17 protein-coding genes are annotated in these 18,133 nt (G+C 49.7%); 8 read left to right on the forward strand and 9 right to left on the reverse strand.

The genetic code is table 11. The features are described 5' to 3' along the window. Window positions 1–18 precede the first annotated feature (18 nt). The 8 genes from trhP (at window position 19) to ACJJIF_RS05260 (ending at window position 9,520) form a co-directional block, all read left to right on the forward strand. Window positions 19–1,350, forward strand: a complete 1,332-nt coding sequence (gene trhP, locus ACJJIF_RS05225; RefSeq protein WP_444931187.1) for a prephenate-dependent tRNA uridine(34) hydroxylase TrhP — start codon at window positions 19–21, stop codon at window positions 1,348–1,350. 489 nt (window positions 1,351–1,839) lie between these two features. Beyond that, a complete protein-coding gene (locus ACJJIF_RS05230; protein ID WP_444931188.1) occupies window positions 1,840–3,090 on the forward strand; it encodes an efflux RND transporter periplasmic adaptor subunit in 1,251 nt (416 codons plus the stop codon). A gap of 29 nt (window positions 3,091–3,119) precedes the next feature. Continuing rightward, window positions 3,120–3,836: an ABC transporter ATP-binding protein gene (locus ACJJIF_RS05235; RefSeq protein ID WP_444931189.1), complete on the forward strand. Its 717-nt coding sequence runs from the start codon at window positions 3,120–3,122 to the stop codon at window positions 3,834–3,836. Beyond that, window positions 3,833–6,268 carry an ABC transporter permease gene (locus ACJJIF_RS05240; protein WP_444931190.1) on the forward strand — a complete coding sequence of 812 codons (2,436 nt, stop codon included), beginning with the start codon at window positions 3,833–3,835 and terminating at the stop codon, window positions 6,266–6,268. The genes ACJJIF_RS05235 and ACJJIF_RS05240 overlap by 4 nt, the downstream gene beginning before the upstream one ends. An 89-nt stretch (window positions 6,269–6,357) precedes the next feature. Next, window positions 6,358–7,266 carry an alpha/beta fold hydrolase gene (locus ACJJIF_RS05245; protein WP_444931191.1) on the forward strand — a complete coding sequence of 303 codons (909 nt, stop codon included), beginning with the start codon at window positions 6,358–6,360 and terminating at the stop codon, window positions 7,264–7,266. Window positions 7,267–7,450: 184 nt separating this feature from the next. Then, window positions 7,451–7,933, forward strand: coding sequence for a hypothetical protein (locus ACJJIF_RS05250; protein WP_444931192.1), 483 nt, complete (start codon window positions 7,451–7,453; stop codon window positions 7,931–7,933). Between the two features lie 304 nt (window positions 7,934–8,237). Next, window positions 8,238–8,894, forward strand: a complete 657-nt coding sequence (locus tag ACJJIF_RS05255; RefSeq protein ID WP_444931193.1) for a hypothetical protein — start codon at window positions 8,238–8,240, stop codon at window positions 8,892–8,894. A gap of 308 nt (window positions 8,895–9,202) precedes the next feature. Beyond that, on the forward strand, window positions 9,203–9,520 hold the full coding sequence (locus ACJJIF_RS05260) for a heavy metal-binding domain-containing protein (protein ID WP_444931194.1): 318 nt from the start codon (window positions 9,203–9,205) through the stop codon (window positions 9,518–9,520). 81 nt (window positions 9,521–9,601) lie between these two features. On the opposite strand, the gene ACJJIF_RS05265 is transcribed toward ACJJIF_RS05260, so the two are convergent. The 9 genes from ACJJIF_RS05265 to ACJJIF_RS05305 all read right to left on the reverse strand — a co-directional run bounded on the left by ACJJIF_RS05265 (window position 9,602) and on the right by ACJJIF_RS05305 (window position 18,126). After that, window positions 9,602–10,663, reverse strand: a complete 1,062-nt coding sequence (locus ACJJIF_RS05265; protein WP_444931195.1) for an FAD-dependent oxidoreductase — start codon at window positions 10,661–10,663, stop codon at window positions 9,602–9,604. A 198-nt stretch (window positions 10,664–10,861) separates the two neighbouring features. After that, window positions 10,862–11,881 carry an NADPH-dependent aldehyde reductase Ahr gene (gene ahr / locus ACJJIF_RS05270; RefSeq protein WP_444931196.1) on the reverse strand — a complete coding sequence of 340 codons (1,020 nt, stop codon included), beginning with the start codon at window positions 11,879–11,881 and terminating at the stop codon, window positions 10,862–10,864. A gap of 280 nt (window positions 11,882–12,161) precedes the next feature. After that, the gene (locus ACJJIF_RS05275) at window positions 12,162–12,602 is read right to left on the reverse strand and encodes a glycine zipper family protein (protein ID WP_444931197.1); all 441 of its coding nucleotides are present in this window, start codon (window positions 12,600–12,602) and stop codon (window positions 12,162–12,164) included. 452 nt (window positions 12,603–13,054) lie between these two features. After that, window positions 13,055–13,558, reverse strand: coding sequence for a DUF2878 domain-containing protein (locus tag ACJJIF_RS05280; protein WP_444931198.1), 504 nt, complete (start codon window positions 13,556–13,558; stop codon window positions 13,055–13,057). 13 nt (window positions 13,559–13,571) lie between these two features. Beyond that, on the reverse strand, window positions 13,572–14,840 hold the full coding sequence (locus ACJJIF_RS05285) for a class I SAM-dependent methyltransferase (RefSeq protein WP_444931199.1): 1,269 nt from the start codon (window positions 14,838–14,840) through the stop codon (window positions 13,572–13,574). Window positions 14,841–14,842: 2 nt separating this feature from the next. Then, complete coding sequence (locus ACJJIF_RS05290; RefSeq protein WP_444931200.1) at window positions 14,843–15,625, reverse strand: DUF1365 domain-containing protein; 783 nt, start codon at window positions 15,623–15,625, stop codon at window positions 14,843–14,845. Between the two features lie 9 nt (window positions 15,626–15,634). Then, window positions 15,635–16,885 (reverse strand): NAD(P)/FAD-dependent oxidoreductase, encoded by a 1,251-nt coding sequence (locus tag ACJJIF_RS05295; RefSeq protein ID WP_444931201.1) that lies wholly within the window; start codon window positions 16,883–16,885, stop codon window positions 15,635–15,637. Next, window positions 16,885–17,664 (reverse strand): SDR family NAD(P)-dependent oxidoreductase, encoded by a 780-nt coding sequence (locus ACJJIF_RS05300; protein ID WP_444931202.1) that lies wholly within the window; start codon window positions 17,662–17,664, stop codon window positions 16,885–16,887. Before ACJJIF_RS05300 ends, ACJJIF_RS05295 begins: the two co-directional genes overlap by 1 nt. Then, window positions 17,665–18,126: a nuclear transport factor 2 family protein gene (locus tag ACJJIF_RS05305; protein WP_444931203.1), complete on the reverse strand. Its 462-nt coding sequence runs from the start codon at window positions 18,124–18,126 to the stop codon at window positions 17,665–17,667. Window positions 18,127–18,133: the final 7 nt, after the last annotated feature.

The following is an 18,133-nucleotide window of genomic DNA, read 5'->3' on the forward strand; positions in this document are numbered from 1 at the left end:
GCGACAGTCCACACCACTATGAGTTTTTCCGTGTTTAAACCTGAGTTACTGTCCCCCGCAGGGACCCTAAAAAATATGCGCTACGCTTTTGCCTATGGTGCCGATGCCGTTTATGCCGGTCAGCCCCGTTACAGTCTGCGCGTGCGCAATAATGAATTCAAAAATATTGAAACCCTGCGCCAAGGTATAGAAGAGGCGCACCGGCAGGGAAAGCAGTTTTACATCGCCTCCAATATCGCCGCCCACAACGATAAAGTGCGCAGCTACCTGCGGGATCTGGAAGAAATTGTTGAAATGGGCCCTGACGCCCTGATTATGTCCGACCCGGGCCTGATTATGATGGTCAGGGAACGCTGGCCGGAACTGCCTGTTCACCTGTCCGTGCAAGCTAATGCCGTCAACTACGCAACCGTAAAGTTCTGGCACCGCCAGGGATTATCTCGGGTGATACTGTCGCGGGAGCTGTCCCTGGATGAAATTGAAGAAATTCGCCAGAAAGTCCCCGAGATGGAACTGGAGGTCTTCGTCCACGGGGCACTCTGTATCGCCTACTCTGGACGCTGCTTACTATCTGGCTATATGACCCATAGAGATGCCAATCAGGGAGCCTGCACTAACTCCTGCCGCTGGCAGTACCAAGCCCACGAAGCCAAAGAGAATGAAGTGGGTGAATTGATCCATGTGCAAACTCAGGAGCCCACCGTTGCCAGCGATAATACATCCCAGGCCTTTTTGCTACAGGAGGAGGGTCGCCCGGGTGAGTACATGCCGGCCTACGAAGATGAGCACGGCACCTATATCATGAACTCCAAAGATTTGCGGGCCGTACAACATGTCAAGCGCCTGACTGAGATGGGCGTTCACTCCTTAAAAATCGAGGGCCGCACCAAGTCTCACTACTATGTAGCTCGCACAGCTCAGATCTATCGTCGCGCCATAGACGATGCCGCAGCAGGTAGAGATTTTGATATGAAGATGATGGATGAACTGGAAACCCTCTCAAACAGGGGCTACACAGAAGGTTTTTACCGTCGTCATCCACCGGCAGAATACCAGCAATACGAAAAGGGATTGGTTTCAACACCGGGCCAGCAATTTGTGGGTGAGCTTATCGACGGCAATCCTCAGTATTTGACCATTGATGTTAAAAATCGCTTTGAACGCGGTGATCAATTGGAGTTGATGACTCCAAGCGGCAGCTTGTTTTTCCCCCTGGAACAGATGCAAAACACAGAAGGCAAAGCTGTCGACGTAGCACCGGGCTCTGGGCACATTGTGCAGATACCCCGACCAGAGGGTGTTGATGACGATCAACTGCAACAGGCGCTATTAGTCAAAGCCCTGGGGTAATCAGCGGCCTGCATTGGGCCTATCAAGCCCTTTTTTTTTGCAAATGCAATCGGCAACAGGGGTATTGGTTTAGAAGCCTGCCGGCTTAACCAATACCCCCTTATCTATACAATTTAACCGGTGAGACGCTACCCTAAAATTATCGACCAATCGCCTGGTTCCACCGCTAACTAGCTTTCTTACAAACTTCAAACCGTCCTGTATTCCCCCACCATTCATCGCAAGCAACTGGCTCTTGCGCCTATTTTGCTGCATTTTCAGCCTCTCCTAAACAGCATATACAACCTTTAGTATTTGATCATAAAAATAAAAATAAAAATATGTTCGACGGTACTAGTTACAAAATCAAAACCCACTGCCCTAAAAATGCCGATCGGGATACACCTCATTTTGATCTTTTTAATTTCCCCCCCACTAAGAAACGCCTATACCAAAGTTTCACCATAAGAAAATCGTGTAGCTTTTGTCTCACCAAGGAAATACCTCAATATGGATATTATTAAAACCAGGAAACGCCCCCTGATTAAGCATCCCTTAATACTGGGCGGTGCTGCTCTTGCTATTGTGGCATTCACCAGCGCCCTCCTCCTGCCCCCTAGCAGCGCCTATAAAGTTGAGCGGGAACAGCTGCTGCTGGGCACCGTCCAACGGGGAGATCTACAGGTGGTAGTGGATGGCTACGGTATGCTGCGCTCAGACAAGCAGACTCTGATTACCGCCCTAACCGCTGCAAATGTTGAAAAAATCCTGTTGCGTCCCGGGGCGGAAGTGCGAAGTGACAGCGTCATTATGCAGCTGAGTAATCCAGAGTTAATGCGAGAACTGGATGCAGCTGAGACGTCCCTGGAGCAAGAGGAGGCCAATCTGCGCCGGCTTATTCTCAACAACCAGCGGGATGTCCTCGCTGAAGAGGCCATACTCGCCGAATTGAACTCCAACTACCAAGTCATCAAACTGCGTCGCGAAGCCGAAGACGAACTGGTAAAAAGTGGCGTGGTTTCCCAGCTCACTTACCAGACCACCGTTCTACGCCAAGAGCAGATGAAAAAGCGTGTGGATCTGCAAAAACAGCGCATCAACCACCTGCACAAGGTCGCGGTAGAATCAGAGTTAATCCAGCGCGAGCAAATCAATCAAGCTCAAACCCAGCTGCAAAGCATCCGACAGCGGGCCGATCGCCTGACTGTACGCGCCGGCCTGGACGGCATACTACAGCGGCTACCGGTAGAGCTGGGGCAAGGTGTCGATCCCGGACAGGAGCTGGCGCTGATCGGCAGCGAGACAGATCTACTCGCCCTAGTTCAAGTGCCACAATCCAAAGCCGAGCAGCTGCAAGTTGGCCAACCTGCTGAAATTGACACCCGCCGGGAACAGGTTGAGGGCGTGGTCACCCGTATTACCCCCGAAGTGCGAGATGGCAATATCGAAGTGGAAATTGCTTTCAGCACTGGCGCCCCGGAGTCTGCAAGGCCACAGCTCAATATCGATGCCCGCATCTTCACCGCCACCATGAAGGACACACTGTTCGTAGAACGGCCCATCAACGTGCAAAGACACAGCGAGACCACCCTCTTCCTGATCAATGAAAATGGGGAGGAAGCGGCACTCCAACCGATCAGCTTCGGCGAGGAATCCGGCCGATATATTCAAATTACCCAGGGCGTCAGTGAAACGGACCGCATTGTCCTCTCCGATATGGCCACATTTAATGAAGTCGAGCATATCCAGATTATCGACTAAAGCCTGAAAGCGAGAACAGGGAGTTCGCTATGTCCAAGCCAATTCTTCATATGGCCGGGATCACTAAGGTGTTCAGCACCGCAGAAATGGAAACTCACGCTCTGCGGGGCGTTGACCTGAGTATTTACCAGGGCGAATTCGTTTCTATTTGCGGCCCCTCGGGTTGCGGTAAATCCACACTTCTCTCCATTCTCGGCCTGCTAGACCTCCCCACCAGCGGCAGCTATCAGATTGAGGGCATTGAAGTCGCTCAATTGTCGCTGAGTGAGGCAGCGACTATTCGCAACGAAAAAGTAGGCTTTATCTTCCAGTCCTTTAATCTGATTGATGAGCTCTCTGTCTACGACAATATCGCCCTGCCCCTGCGATACCGCCGCAATCCAATTCCCAGTCCTGAAGCCGGCAAAAAAGTAAAACACTGCCTGGAGAAGGTAGGAATGAGTCACAGGGCCTCTCACAAACCTAACCAGTTATCCGGTGGCCAACAGCAGCGAATTGCCATAGCTCGGGCGCTAGTTGGCAATCCATCCCTACTGCTGGTGGACGAGCCCACCGGCAACCTGGATTCTCACAATGGCGATGCAGTAATGGATATGTTGCAACAGCTCAACGGTGAAGGGACCACCCTGTGCATGGTGACCCATGACCCCCGCTATGCAGATATGGCCAGCCGCCAATTGCACCTACTGGATGGCAAAATCTCAACATCGCAGCCGCTAAAAGCGCCATATGAGATGGCCCCATGATCACCGCAAAGGACCTATCCATTGCCCTTCAGTCCCTCAACCGGGCACGGAGCTACGCCACCACAACTATTCTGACCCTGGGTATTACCCTCGGCGCCCTGGTTACTCTATTTAACCTCAACTACCAGCTGCTGGCTGCGCCCCTACCCTACCCGGATGAAGACCGGCTATATGTTGTGAATGGTAACCTCTACCAGAACAAGCAGCTGCGACTGGAAAATAACAGCCAATACCCGGCTCTGGTAGAAACTTATAAAAACGACAGTTTCTTCGAGTCCAGCGCTCTGGTTTACTTCTGGGAAGATGTGATCCGCAACCTGGCGGGATCACCACGGGTTAATGTTTCCTATGTCTCTCCAGAATATCTCCAGCTGGCTGGAGCACCCCTGGCCTTGGGCAGACAATTCAATACCGATGAAGGGCTCGACAGCCGGGTTCCCGTGGCACTGATCAGCTATCAAACCTGGGAACAGATATTCCAGCGCAACCCCAATGTCTTAGAGCAAAGCCTACAATTTGGCGAAGTGGAGTTTCGCATTGTCGGCGTCACCGCCAAGAACTTTATCGAACCCCAAATCTATAAACAGGGCCGACACACCGCTGTCTGGCTTCCCTGGGATTTTAACGATACTCAGGCCGAGCGTAGAAATAATTGGAGAGGCTTCCTGCCTTTCCGCATGCTTATAGGCAAGCTGAAGCCCGGCATTGACCCCGCCAGTGCCGGGCGCGAGTTGAGTAGCTTAATGGATAGCCAGTATCAAGCTGCCCTAGCGGGCAGATCCTCTTCGGTCGAAAGATCCGTTGAATACCGGCTCACCCCTTTCGCCAGCAAAATTCTTGGCGACAGTACTACGCGAACCCTAATGGTAATGGGCGGCACACTAGTGCTCCTGCTGATCGCCTGCGTAAATGTCACCAACCTGATCCTATCTCGCGCAGCCAAACAACAGCGCAATATGGCGATACAGGTCGCACTGGGCGCACACAAGAAACATATCTTTTTAGCGCTGCTGTGTGAGATCGGCCTACTAATGCTGGGGGCTGCATTAGTTTCCATACTGTTGGCTCTGATATCGACAGAAGTATTAAAAGTGATAGCGACGGAACAAATTCCCCGAATTCAAGAGCTCACCTTGAACTGGCAGACGCTGATTTTTGCACTGCTGTGTGCCTTACTACTCGCCGTATTCCTATCAACCATCGTCAGCCACCAGATTAATTACCGTGCACTGAACCAAATGTTGCAGAGTAGCGGCAAGGGCGCTGGTGTACAAATTTCACCACTGATCCGCAAAGCCCTTATCAGCAGCCAAGTAACGATGACCAGCCTGCTTATCGTCGCCAGCTTACAAATATTTCTGCAAGCCAACCGTCTGATTAACCAACCGTTTGGTTTTCCTCTGGACAATGTTCAGGTGATGACTCTGAATATTGGCAATCTGAGGAGCGCCCCTACTGCCGAGCAGGAGAGTTATCTGAAGGCCATCAGGCAGAGATTGCTGGAGCACCCCAAGGTACAAAATGCCAGTTTAAGCTTAAACACCCCTATCTCTATCAGTCGACCTCTCTGGACCACGTCCCTCAGCCACGACGCCAGCCGACAAAACCCGGTGATGGCCAAGACCACTGTGGTCGATGAAAACTATCTTGCCATTCTGCGTATGCCACTGGTGGCCGGCCGCCATATCAGTGCGGCTGAATTTTCCGATAATAATCGCATGATGCTCGTCAACGAAACCCTGGCCCAGCAGCTGGAGCCCAATGGCGAAGTATTAGACAAACGCTACTACTGGCGCGGTAATATGCCCTACCAAGTGGTCGGCGTAGTGCGCAACGCAAGCCTGCCCGGCAAGCAGGAGCCCGCCCGCCTATTTGTACGCGGCATTAATGTGAGCTATCCCCTATTACTGCTCAGGCACAAACCTTATCAGCCACTCAGCACTATAGAATTGAACCGGGAGTTCGCCCAGGTAAACAAGCAGTACAAAGTATCCGAGCTATTCACCCTGGAGCAGGCGCGAGACTTACTTCTCAGTAACGACCGGGTTTCAGTTTGGGTAACCAGCGCCCTCACGCTACTCGCACTCAGTCTTGCTGCCATCGGCATCTTTGGGGTACTCAGTTACAGCGTGCAACTGCGACGCACTGAGCTTGGCGTGCGCATGGCAATCGGTGCCCGCCCGGTGACGATTTTCTATCACACTTTAATCGATAGTCTGGCACCCGTTGTTATCGGTATCGCCATAGCTACTTTGATAGTAGCTCCCCTTACATTATGGCTAGAGCAAAGCGCATTCAGTATTGAAACCAGTCTCTTGGGCTGGCTACTGCCACCGCTGCTTATTATTGGCCTAACCGCTTCGGTCACCCTGCTGTCTGTATGGAAAATTATTAACAAGCCCGCAATTTACGCCCTGCGCGGCACAGGGTAGGCACACTCCACCTGACAACCACTACTTGAGGTTCAACACACATCGTGCGATCTTTACTGTAAATACAACAAGAAGAAATGGAAGAGCCAATGCGGCCTGAGCAGTGGTTAACAAAGGGAGATATTTTTGAATATCAAGGCCACCAACTTTTTTATGTCGACAGCGACCCAAACTGTCGACAAAAACCGACTTTATTTTTGATTCACGGTTTTCCAACAAGTAGTTATGACTGGCAAAAGATATGGCCCCTGCTAACAGAACACTTTCGCTGTATCGCCATGGACATGCTGGGCTTTGGCTATTCCGACAAGCCTAAACATCACAGCTACAGTATCCATGGGCAAGCTGATTTACACGAAGCACTCCTGCGACATCTCAATATCAACAGAGTACACCTTTTAGCCCACGACTATGGCGATACAGTTGCTCAAGAATTAATCGCCAGAGGCAATGCCAGTAGCGCGACAGGGTATCTCTCCGTATGCCTACTAAATGGTGGCTTATTTCCAGAAACTCACCAAGCACGCCTCATACAAAAGCTCCTGCTCTCTCCCATTGGTTTTTTGATCAATAAACTCATAAGCTATCGACAATTCTGCCGCAACTTTATTGCCATTTTCGGGCCAGAGACACAGCCCTCCAAGAGAGATCTGCGAGACCTATGGCAGGTACTCCAGTACAAAGATGGCAACCAACTGCTTTACAAGCTGATTACCTATATGCGAGATAGGCGCCAGCACCGTCGGCGCTGGATAGAAGCCCTAAAGCAATATCCCGGTCCCTTACAGCTAATCAATGGTTCATTAGACCCAGTTTCAGGAAAGCATATGGTAGATCGATTTCGCCAGCTGGTAGACAGGCCGGCAAATATTGTTGAATTGGAAAAAATTGGGCACTATCCGCAATGGGAGGCGCCGGGCTGTGTGGTGAGTGCATACCTGAAATTCAGTAAGGTACAACAGAATAATCCCCTCCCTCTTGCTTCCATTTCGCTATAGCGATTATATCACTCAAGGCAACTAACAAACCTATCAAGGCCAGCATCCCGAACTGAACATGAAATATATCCCGATTACACATCTAGTTTTTCTTCTTAGCTTTTCCGCTCACCAGTCTCTCGCCACTGATACAATCAAGACTCGCCAATCCCACAGCAATATAGATTCACAGGAAAACCGCCAATTGGCAGAGCTGTTCAGCCAAGACCAAAGCGCGCGCAATATACCCCATAGTGAAATCAACTGGAGCTCTCTTGATCAGCAAGACAAGGATCGACGCGAAGAGGTCTTAAAAATGCTAGCGAACGGCCGAATTAGGTCTGCAAAGGATTACTATCATTCAGCACTTATCTTCCAGCATGGCAACAACTCTGAAGATATAAGGCTCGCTCATGCTCTTGCCACTATTGCAGCAATCCTCGCCAAAGATAAAAGTGAAGCTAACTGGCTTAAAGCCGCCAGCTGGGATCGACTAATGATGAACCTCGATCAGCCACAGTGGTACGGCACTCAGTTTGTTAAAGACAAATCGGGAAACTGGAATCTGTATAAGGTTGACCCCGATATAGTTTCTGATCAACAGCGAATAGACTGGTCAGTTCGCACACTGGCAGAATCGAAAGCCATGGAGAAATCTCTCAACAAAGCCCCGGAAGGTAAGAATTAAGAGCCGCCTAAAGACTATTATTAGATATAAAGATTACATATTCAGCATAGATCAAATAACAGGGGCTCCGCCTACCGACACTCAGCCCCTTCTTATTTAAAGCCCGCCAAAATCTCAACCCAAACAACGAGGAAATATTTCATATTTATTAGCCCTTCCCCCCTCTTAATTACCCTCACACCTCTACAGCGGCCCCATAAAAAATAGACGCGCAATATATCTTTACCATGAAATGATTGACGATTAAACAGGCAAATTTACAAGCTATGCTGCCCTTTCCCCCTTAATAGTACAGGTGTACATTATGAATAAGGTAAGCGATCTCACAGACTCAGATAAGATACAGGCCGTTTTAACTGCATTCAAAACTTATCGGACGGCAGTTAATAACGATGCATTAAGCCAGGTGTCTGATGATGCCAAATTACCCGATGCTCAGGTTTTCTACCACAACAGCAACGGTGGAATTATTATCATCCTTCCTGAAAGGCATGACAGCACTGAGGACCCCGTACAGGGCGGTGCCGCGTCTGTGGCAAAATATGTGATGGAAATACCCAGAGTAAAAATCGCAGTGGAGGAACCCATCAACTATTACGGCACCCTGCTTTCAAATGTGGGCTGGGCAAAAGATGTAAGCACAAAACCACAAAGTACTAAACTTTTTGATTTTGAAGCCTCTGCACAGGGTTCTATTTCTCACCAGATCTACACAAGGCAGGTTTATGGCATGGTATTGGGTACTTCACGCTATGCCGCAGAAAAAATGCCTAGAGATCCAAATCGCTATAACAATCCGGAAATTAATACGACGATGGTGAGAAATCTAGACCAAAATACTGGAGCCGGAGATATCTCCGTCTTCCCGGTAGGACCAGATCACCTATCTGTAGCCTATGACCGAGATACACTAGGTGTGCATCTTCAAGCGGCAAACTGGAAGCTTCTTTCCAATGAATAAAACAGTGGAGGTCGTTTAACGATAAACTGTATGATTCACAGAGTAGCCACCAAACTCTAAGCAGCTGCCTACCATACAATTATCTTGACCATTACGCCCCGCCCCAGGATGGGCTGGGCGTATAATAGCAATATATCGTCATCCTGATCCGCAGTCCCTTTAAAACCAATCAGTAACCCTCCATATAAAACCACTAGAGGGATGGTTAACAATGCGCCTCCAAAAACAGAGAAGATTACTTAGGCTCCTAGAGACAACAGCTCAATAACCTGTAGAATATTATAAAAAATGACACTCAAGGAAGCCATATGATCTATTCAACCACGGAAACTGTACCTGGCAGAGAAATATCAGAAGTATTGGATATTGTTACTGGAAATATAGTGCAGTCCAAGCATATCGGCCGTGATGTAATGGCAGGAATCAAAAGTATTGTCGGCGGAGAGATCCGTGGCTACACAGAAATGCTGACCGAAGCAAGAAATAAAGCCTTTCAACGGCTGGGGGAGAGCGCTCAGCAAAAAGGAGCAGACGCTGTGGTGGGCATTCGCTTTACCACCAGTGCAATTATGGAAGGATCTTCTGAAATACTGGTTTTTGGTACCGCTGTAAAGTTAAAAAAGTAAGCTTTAAATTCCCCCCCCTTTTAGCTGGCTCGACTCTATTGGCCTTATTAAATCTAGCAATTACCATCGACTTTACGACTTCTAAAGCTCCACCGCAAACTGCCCCAACTTTCTCCGTACCGCCGGAATTGAGTTGGCGGCAGCTATCAGCGCCCTGAATTCAAACCTCGCCTTAAGGGATTGCCCTGTGATTATTTTTCGGCCACTCTCAGTTACCTCAATAACCTTTTTATCTTCTCGATAGCGCAATTCAGAATATCCAGGGAGTCGCCCCTCTACAATTCGCTGTGCCAGCTCAGTAGCATCGGCAATTCCCAAGTTCATACCGCGCCCGCCAACCGGCGAGTGGCAATGGGCCGCATCTCCAGCTAGATATACCCTGCCCTTCGAGTAAGTCTCCGCCTGGCGCACCGAAATCTTAAAGGTTCCCTTCCGGCGTACTCTCTTAATATCCAGCGCCATAGGAAATGCACTAATGGCATTATCACAGCTGGCCACCAGGCGGTGGCGTCCCTCACCCAAGGGCACCGCAACAGCAATCACTCCAGAATCCATTTTGACCAGCGTGAATTTTCTTTTAGGGGGCCAATCCCCAGTATCTACATCCGCTATAGACCAGACTTCGTCTAAATCAAATCCAGGATAATTAATGCCTGCCGCCTCACGAACAGTACTGCGAATACCATCGGCACCAATAATAAGATCGAAACGGTTCTCCTCTCCATCATCAAACTGAGCCACTACCCCACTCTCATCCTCTGTGAGGGATTTAAGCTCTTTTTGATACTCAACTTCGCCCCCCATCCCAAACAGCACCTCAGCCATAAGTGCCTCAGTTCTATCCTGGGGTAAGCCAAGAACAGTGGGAAAGTAGCTCCGATCAGAGTGCAGGGGGAATTCGAGCGCCAAATGCGTGTTTAGGTAAATACACGCCCCCTCCACAGCAATACCCTCGGCGATTAGCTTTTCCGAAACACCAGAGTGTGAAAGCAGCTCAAGGCTACGGGAAGTAACCCCCACGGCCCGGCTCAGGGTAGAAGCCCGATCCCGGCGATCCACAATTCTGGGCAATAGGCCTCGTCGAGCTAGCTCAACCGCTGCCGTAAGGCCCGTAGGCCCAGCCCCAACAATCAGCACCTTCACAAGCCACCCCGCCTAACTGCCCTTGCCTTTACAATAGTACAAGTGGAAGTCTCAGGGTGACCAATCAGTCAAAACAATTGATAGAGGCGTAGATAGCAAAACCTCATTCAAGGGTGTAGGAGAGCCCTTTATGCTTCTACAGTCGCTTCCTGATATCACTCAAAATTAGGCGGCCTAAAAGAGTTAACCACTACAATCCTACCCCTCCCGCGACAAAACAATCCGATACCTAGCCTTACCGGACCTCAAGTGCTCAAATGCCGCCTCAATCTGGCTCATGGGGAAAATCTCAACTTCGGGACGAATCTGGTGGTGTGCGGCAAACTCTAACATTGTCTCCATAGTACCTGGACTACCGGCAGGTGATGCTGAGATTGAACGCTGGAAAAAAATCAAAGGAAAAAGAGTAAATTGTATCGGATTGGGTACAGTTCCAACAAAGTGAAGGCGCCCCCTGGGCTTTAGGGTCTGAATATATAAATCCCAATCAAGGTTGGCATTTACCGTGGATAAAATAAAATCAAAATTCGTTGTAGCCGCTTCGATATCAAGCGGATCGCGGGAGTTGAGTGTCTTGTGGGCCCCCAGGGATAAGGCCTCTTTGCGCTTTTCTTCACTGGAGGTAAATGCGGTAACTTCACATCCCCAAGCATTGAAAAACTTCAATGCCAGATGACCCAGCCCACCGATGCCGATCACCGCCACTTTGTCAGTGGGTTTTACATCAAATTGAACTAGTGGATTGAATACGGTAATACCGGCACATAAGAGGGGGCCCGCTGATACCGGGTCTACGCCATCGGGGATAACCACCAAGCTACTTACATCCGCTCTAACTTTATCGGCAAAACCACCATTAGTCAGTATGGTAAACTTTGCCTCTTTACAAAGGTTGAAGTCGCCGGTCCGGCAAGTATGGCAAGTCTTACAGTAACCGGAGTTCCACCCCAACCCGACAACCGTTTCTTTTTTAAGGTGAGTGACCTGTTCCCCCACCGCAGTGATTCGGCCGATAATTTCGTGACCGGCAATCATTGGGTATTGCCCATTACCCCATTCATTTTCGATCATGCTCAAGTCACTGTGGCAAATACCACAGTACATGATTTCCAGCTCAACCTCAGTAGCACCGAGCTCGCCCAACTCCAGTTGATAGCTCTTAAAAGGACCACCAGCCTCTAATACAGCATAGGCATTGATAGTTGAAACAATGGACATGGCATGCTCCCAAAAAGAAAATTAAAGCTGGCTTGAAAAGTTTAGACGCCATTTAGCTAGGAGTTAATCGCATCCATATAATTTTGGTTGTCAACTGCTCAAAAACCCTACTACCTAGCACAACAATTTAATGGGTTCACCACTAATATAGAAAAATATCACTATTGAAATTCAAATATAAAAAAAAGCCGGGGGATATCCCCGGCCAATACCAAGTCCTGTGAGGTTGTCAAATAGCAATGGACTAATGGAAAGTTGGACCACAGTTTTTTAAAGAAGGTCAATTTAACACTCGATATCCGCGACCACTCAGGCAGTTTTTGATAATGTAGGTCGCCTCTGCACTTGCGCTACTCCCACCCGATAGACCTCCGACCAGAGCACCGGCACCAGCGCCGGCTAATGCGGCTCGGCTACTATCACCAACGATCGCTCCCAGTGCGCCGCCAATCACAGCTCCGCCTGCGGCACCGGCCGCACCTCGCCGCCCTTGATCACTATAAGTGGAATAAGCGATGCCCTTACATTCCGCAAGATCAACTTGATATTGATTCATATTCACACCCCAGGTGTCGATAACAATTCCACCGGCACCGGGGACCTGCTCTGGCTGAGCAGCGCAGCCAGAGAGCAACACCACTACCATTCCAGCAGTTGCAAAAATAACCGTTTTCATCAGACACCCCATATCACTTTCATCACAAGCTGGTAAGCTTGTCATGTTTTTCTTCTTTAGGTTTAGCTGCTAGTGGTCTTTTGCGCCAGTTCGGCGTCTAAAAAACATGACTTTCCAGGCAGGAATTAATAGGGTTGTAGCGGCTAGTGAAACACCTGTAGTCGGGACAAGGGCTGTGAATGTACGCTGGGATCAAAGAGGTTCTCTATGCTTTTAAAAATTTTTAACCATCGGCTTTCTATTCGCTAAGTGAGGTTTAACTCTTTAGCGAATAAGTGGCTCAGCCACATCCACAACAGTGCGGGTAACGAGTCCGCACACTTTCGCTTTGCGCTTGGTTTGGGTGATCTCAAGTAAGGCACAATTAATGAGGATATTGCTACTCCGCTCAAAGGAGCCTCTCTGCAATCAAGCCAATTTCTGGTTGTAGTCGAAAGCAGCTACTTTGCAACCTCCTACTAAAGGTAATATTGGCAATAGACGATATCGCCATAGATTCAAGTATCGTTCACCTCTCTTACGCAAATCCTCCTGGCCAAATAGGCAAATAATGGCAGGATGCAAGCCCAAATTACGCTCAGCACTCCGAGAGACTGCCACAGGGGTTTGTGTAACTCCACGCTGCCATTGAGAAACGTCCCAGTAAAGTAGCTAAATGGCCCGAAAAACCCTCCCAGGATTGCCGCCAACCACAGTTGTTTTTGCAACAAGACCAAGCTGTAGCGTAGAGTCATCGCGAAATTTAACCAGAGACAGATCAACCAAAATGGAGGCCACAGGGAGCCACTCTTATTTTCCATCACCCCCAAATTAAACAATACAGAATCTATAGATACACCAAAGACAAAAACCCCAGCTAACCAAATAGGCTCTCTGGGCAAATTGGCGATATAGCGTAAATGTATAAATAAGTTCAACAGGGTAAAGGGGACAACCAGCCATACCTTGGCCACGATAACACATATTGGCCAGGCAATATCGAAAAGTAAGGCGTTAGCCACAAGGCGCCACATATCAAAATCTGCCGAGATACCGTGGTTTGGCGAATACAAATTGGGCGCTACCGATCACTCGCTGTAAAAATCCCCCCTCGCAATAGCACAAATAAAACTCCCACATTCGAATAAAACACTCATCGAACCCCAACTCCCGCACCTTGATAATTTGCGCAAGAAATTTGCTTCTCCAGTCATTTAAGGTTCGAGCGTAATGAGCTGTAATATCTTCCAGCCCCACAATCTGCATATCTGTTGAATCGGCGATATGGTCTGCAATCACTTGGTTAGATGGCAGGCAACCGCCGGGAAAAATATATTGCTGAATAAAATCGACCTCTTTGCGATACTCGTGGTAGCGCTGATCGCGAATAGTGATGGCCTGCATCACCATCAGACCATCCTCTTTGAGCAGTCCACTGCAAGCGGCAAAGAAGATCTTGTGGAATTCGTGTCCCACGGCCTCTACCATCTCAATCGATACAATTTTGTCGTACTCGCCTTGCAGGTCGCGGTAATCCTGTAATAGTAGGGTTATTCGTTCCTCCAGACCCTCACGCTGTACCCACTGCCGGGCGTAGTCGTATTGCTTCCGGGAAATAGTGGTAGTGGTTACCCTACAGCCATAGTATTTAGCCGCATAAATGGCCATCCCCCCCCAGCCGGTGCCAATCTCAAGGAGGTGGTCTGAGGACTTTAATTGAAGCTTGCGGCATATCAACTCCAATTTATGATTTGAAGCTTCAAACAAGGTTGCATCTTCAGAGGGGTAGACCGCAGAGGAATACAACATGGTCCTATCCAAAAACAGCCGGAAAAATTCATTGCCCAGGTCATAGTGGGCAGCGATATTCCTGCGCGAGCCCTTGCGGCTGTTCCCATGCAATTGGTGTAACCAGCGCAAACCCAGGCGGGGCAAATAGCTCCAACGACTATCGATTCCTTCAACCAGTGCCATGTTATCCACCATCAGGCGGATCAGATCTACAGTATTGGGGGAGGTCCAGGCCCCCTGCATAAAGGCTTCTCCAGAGCCAATAGTGCCGTTTACCAGTACCTGTAAATAACTCGACGGATCATGTACACAAATATGCGCAGAAATCTCAGCTTCCGCCACTGGCTGGCCAAAACGAAACAACTGCTCGCCCTCCTCTATTAGGAGATGGCCACGTTCAATCCCTTTGAGCTTTGCCAAGACCAGCTTGCGGGCCAGGCGAACGAGCCAGGAGTGCGCCGATCCCTCAAATTTTGACGACGAAGCCTGTCCAGCGCCCTGAACTCCTTTCATAGTTATTTATCTCCTGCCTCAGTGTTGTCGCGCGGGTGTGCAAATACCGGGATACCCTTGAGCCATAATTTCAGCGCCTGCCAATAAATGGCAGTGATCACTTTTACGGTCATCACCGGATATTGAATCAATATAGTATTGAGCGATCGGCCGCTGATTTCACTGCGCCGCAAGCTCAGAGTTGCGTCGAATATTGGACGAATGTCACCACTATCGACCATATTCGAGTCAAAATTTTGCAGATAAGCGGTCAGTTTTTCCCCGGGTTTTGTCCCTCGCCAGCGGTACCCTTGGGCCATCGGCATAAAGGGCGAGACGTGAAGTGTCTTCACAAAAGTTGCTTTTTGCAGTTTGGAATTACTGCGACAGTCCAAAACATAGCCGTGGCGTTCTTTCCAGGGGGTGTTGTGCACATCCAGCAATAACCACTCCACATCCTGGCCTTCAGTATCAAAACAGTAGTAAATACTGATGGGGTTCATGCTATAGCCAAAGTAGCGCCAATTGGCCAGCAAACGAATAGGTCCCCCAGGCCGCTCACCCGCCACCGCCTCCACCCGCTGGCGAACCGCCCTATCGAGGCTGAGCGATTGATCACCAAAAAAATCACTGCGGCAAAATCGTGCGAGCGCCCATCGCCGGCAAGACCAAGCCGGCGAGAGCTGACAAATGGCTTCCACCTCGGCCAGGTCGACATACATCATAAAAACCTGATAGCGAAACTGATGCGGCCTGGGCGCAAAGCGCCGGTGCTCCAACCAACCGGTATAGATCGCACTTTCCATGACGCCTTCCTACCAATCAACCCCCAGTCCCTGAGCCACCCGCAGCGCGCTCGTTACACCGTCTTCATGAAAGCCATTGGCCCAATAGGCACCACAAAACCAGGTGCGGTTAACCCCATTAATACGCTCCCACTGCTGCTGCGCACAGGTCCCCGCCACAGAGAACTGTGGGTGGGCGTATTCAAAGCGGCCGAGCACCAACCTGGGGTCGATACGCTCTTCGGCGTTCAAAGTGACACAGTAGGTTTTCTCGGTATCCAGCCCCTGTAGTATATTCATGTTGTAGGTCAATACAGGTAATGCATCCCGCCCACCGCACAATTGATAATTCCAACTCGACCAACTGCGACGGTAGCGAGGTAGCAAAGCGGTATCGGTATGCAGCACAACCGAATTGGTCGCATAGGGGATGGCTTCCAACAGCTGCCGTTCTCTATCGCTCGGATCTATCAAACACTGGAGGGCCTGGTCTGAGTGGCAGGCAAATACGATAGCATCAAACGTCAAATCCTCCCCGGTTGCGGTGCGAACTATCACTCCCATCCGGCAACGCCGCACCGCGTCAATCGGAGTGGACAGGCGTATTTTGTCGGTAAAAGATCGCGTTAAAGGGGCAATATATTCACAAGATCCCCCTTTAATCACTCGCCACTGTGGACGGCGCACAAGATTGAGCAGGCCGTGATTAAAAAAGAAGCGGACAAAAAAACTCACGGAAAAGTCCAGCATTTGCGCCACGCTGGCAGACCAGATGGCAGACCCCATAGGCACCAAATAGCGATCGGCAAATTCTGCCGAATAGCCGTTTGCGGGTAAATATTCACCAAGAGTCAATGTCTCACTCAAGCGCCCCTCCCGCCAGTCGCGAAGAGCATTGCGGTTAAAGCGCACGATATCCCACAGCATACGCCAGTGCCCCGTACTGACAATATTGGCGCGCTGCGCAAATAAACTGTTGAGGTTATTGCCCGCGTACTCAAACCCCTCCCTATCACAGCGCACGCTAAAACCCATGGCGGTGGGCTGAGACTGAACACCAAGCTCCTTGAGCAAACGAATAAAATTTGGATAGGTCCAGTCATTGTAAACAATAAAGCCGGTATCCACGGCTAATCGACGCCCGTCATTTTCGATATCAACGGTAGCCGTATGCCCTCCCAGGCGTGCCTGTGCTTCAAATAGGGTGATATCGTATTTTCGGTTTAAAAGATAAGCGGCGGTAAGACCGGCAATGCCGCTACCCACAATAGCGATTCGCATTAATCCTTCCTTAGCGAGCGGACTCTTGTCATTTTTGGGGCGCAGAAACGGAACCAGATAGAGCGAAACAGCCCCAGAAACCGCAGAGGCCAGCTGAGACGCCTGGGAAAATCAATTGTATGCCCTGATCCACAGAGTCCATTTTCAATACACTCGGCAGCCTGATCGGGGGTCATCAAAAAAGGCATCGCAAAATCATTGCACTGGGTGAGGCGCGTATCGACAAATCCCGGGCGAATATTTACAACCCGCAGTGGCGTAAGGCTGCTATCTGCACGCACCGATTCCAAAAAATAAGCCAGCGCCGCTTTGGAACTACCATAGGCCTCAGCGCGGGGAAAAGGTACCACAGCGGAGAGACTGCCAAGAGCCGCAAACACGGGTGAACGACTCTCAGCCAATAGCGGCAGCGCACAATGTAAGGTGTTGATCAAGGCAAAAAAGTTGCCATCGAAAACCCGCCGATACATGGCCACATCCAGTTGAAGCTCATCGTCATACTCACAAGTACCCGCACAGGCGATGACCATATCCAGGTGATCGGTGAAATTCGCTAATTGCCGAGCCACCCCCGGCATTACCGCATCATCACTGAGGTCACAATTGAGGGTTCTGAGGCGATGGGGAGCTATTTTTTGTAACTCTACCAGTGCATCCAGTCTGCGACCGCTGACAATTACAAAATTATTCTGCTGTACTAAGCGCAATACCAGTGCCCGCCCAATGCCTGAACTGGCGCCAGTAATCCAGAGTGTTTTGTCGCGAATCCCCTGCGTCACTTAGTTGCGCTCCATCCTCGATTTAATAAACCCGATACAGGACCCCAGTAGCGGCACCTGTTCGTAAATCATGGCACCCATGTCGTAAAAGTCCTCGTGATAATGGATCTTATCGGTATAGCGCAACAGGCTACAGCCACGGAGTTGTAAAGAGCGCCCGCCTTTGAGTGACTGGTGTCGGTAGTGCATAATCCACGATAAGCAGGCACTGCCCTCGCCTATGACCGATTGATCGTCAAATTGAAAACGACACTGGGTGAGCCCCTTATTCATAGAGGCAAAGTAGCTTTTTAAAGCCGGCAGTCCCTCTATCCGATGCAGGGGGTCACAAAAAATAATATTTTCGCGGTAAAGTGCGCCAAGGCTGCCCGTTTCCTGCATTAGGAAGTCTTTATAATATTCCTTAAGCTCATCGATCAACGCGCTCATCTCCGGGTCCCTTTTTATTAATATTGCAGACATATACGCC

The sequence above is a fragment of the Microbulbifer regidiadema (SeqCode) genome (assembly GCF_052467605.1).

Bases quoted from the DNA above. Each gene is read 5' to 3' on its own strand.
- trhP (WP_444931187.1), top strand. From the start codon at position 19: ATGAGTTTTTCCGTGTTTAAACCTGAGTTACTGTCCCCCGCAGGGACC.
- ACJJIF_RS05230 (WP_444931188.1), top strand. From the start codon at position 1,840: ATGGATATTATTAAAACCAGGAAACGCCCCCTGATTAAGCATCCCTTA.
- ACJJIF_RS05235 (WP_444931189.1), top strand. From the start codon at position 3,120: ATGTCCAAGCCAATTCTTCATATGGCCGGGATCACTAAGGTGTTCAGC.
- ACJJIF_RS05240 (WP_444931190.1), top strand. From the start codon at position 3,833: ATGATCACCGCAAAGGACCTATCCATTGCCCTTCAGTCCCTCAACCGG.
- ACJJIF_RS05245 (WP_444931191.1), top strand. From the start codon at position 6,358: ATGCGGCCTGAGCAGTGGTTAACAAAGGGAGATATTTTTGAATATCAA.
- ACJJIF_RS05255 (WP_444931193.1), top strand. From the start codon at position 8,238: ATGAATAAGGTAAGCGATCTCACAGACTCAGATAAGATACAGGCCGTT.
- ACJJIF_RS05260 (WP_444931194.1), top strand. From the start codon at position 9,203: ATGATCTATTCAACCACGGAAACTGTACCTGGCAGAGAAATATCAGAA.
- ahr (WP_444931196.1), bottom strand. From the start codon at position 11,881: ATGTCCATTGTTTCAACTATCAATGCCTATGCTGTATTAGAGGCTGGT.
- ACJJIF_RS05275 (WP_444931197.1), bottom strand. From the start codon at position 12,602: ATGACAAGCTTACCAGCTTGTGATGAAAGTGATATGGGGTGTCTGATG.
- ACJJIF_RS05285 (WP_444931199.1), bottom strand. From the start codon at position 14,840: ATGAAAGGAGTTCAGGGCGCTGGACAGGCTTCGTCGTCAAAATTTGAG.
- ACJJIF_RS05290 (WP_444931200.1), bottom strand. From the start codon at position 15,625: ATGGAAAGTGCGATCTATACCGGTTGGTTGGAGCACCGGCGCTTTGCG.
- ACJJIF_RS05295 (WP_444931201.1), bottom strand. From the start codon at position 16,885: ATGCGAATCGCTATTGTGGGTAGCGGCATTGCCGGTCTTACCGCCGCT.
- ACJJIF_RS05305 (WP_444931203.1), bottom strand. From the start codon at position 18,126: ATGTCTGCAATATTAATAAAAAGGGACCCGGAGATGAGCGCGTTGATC.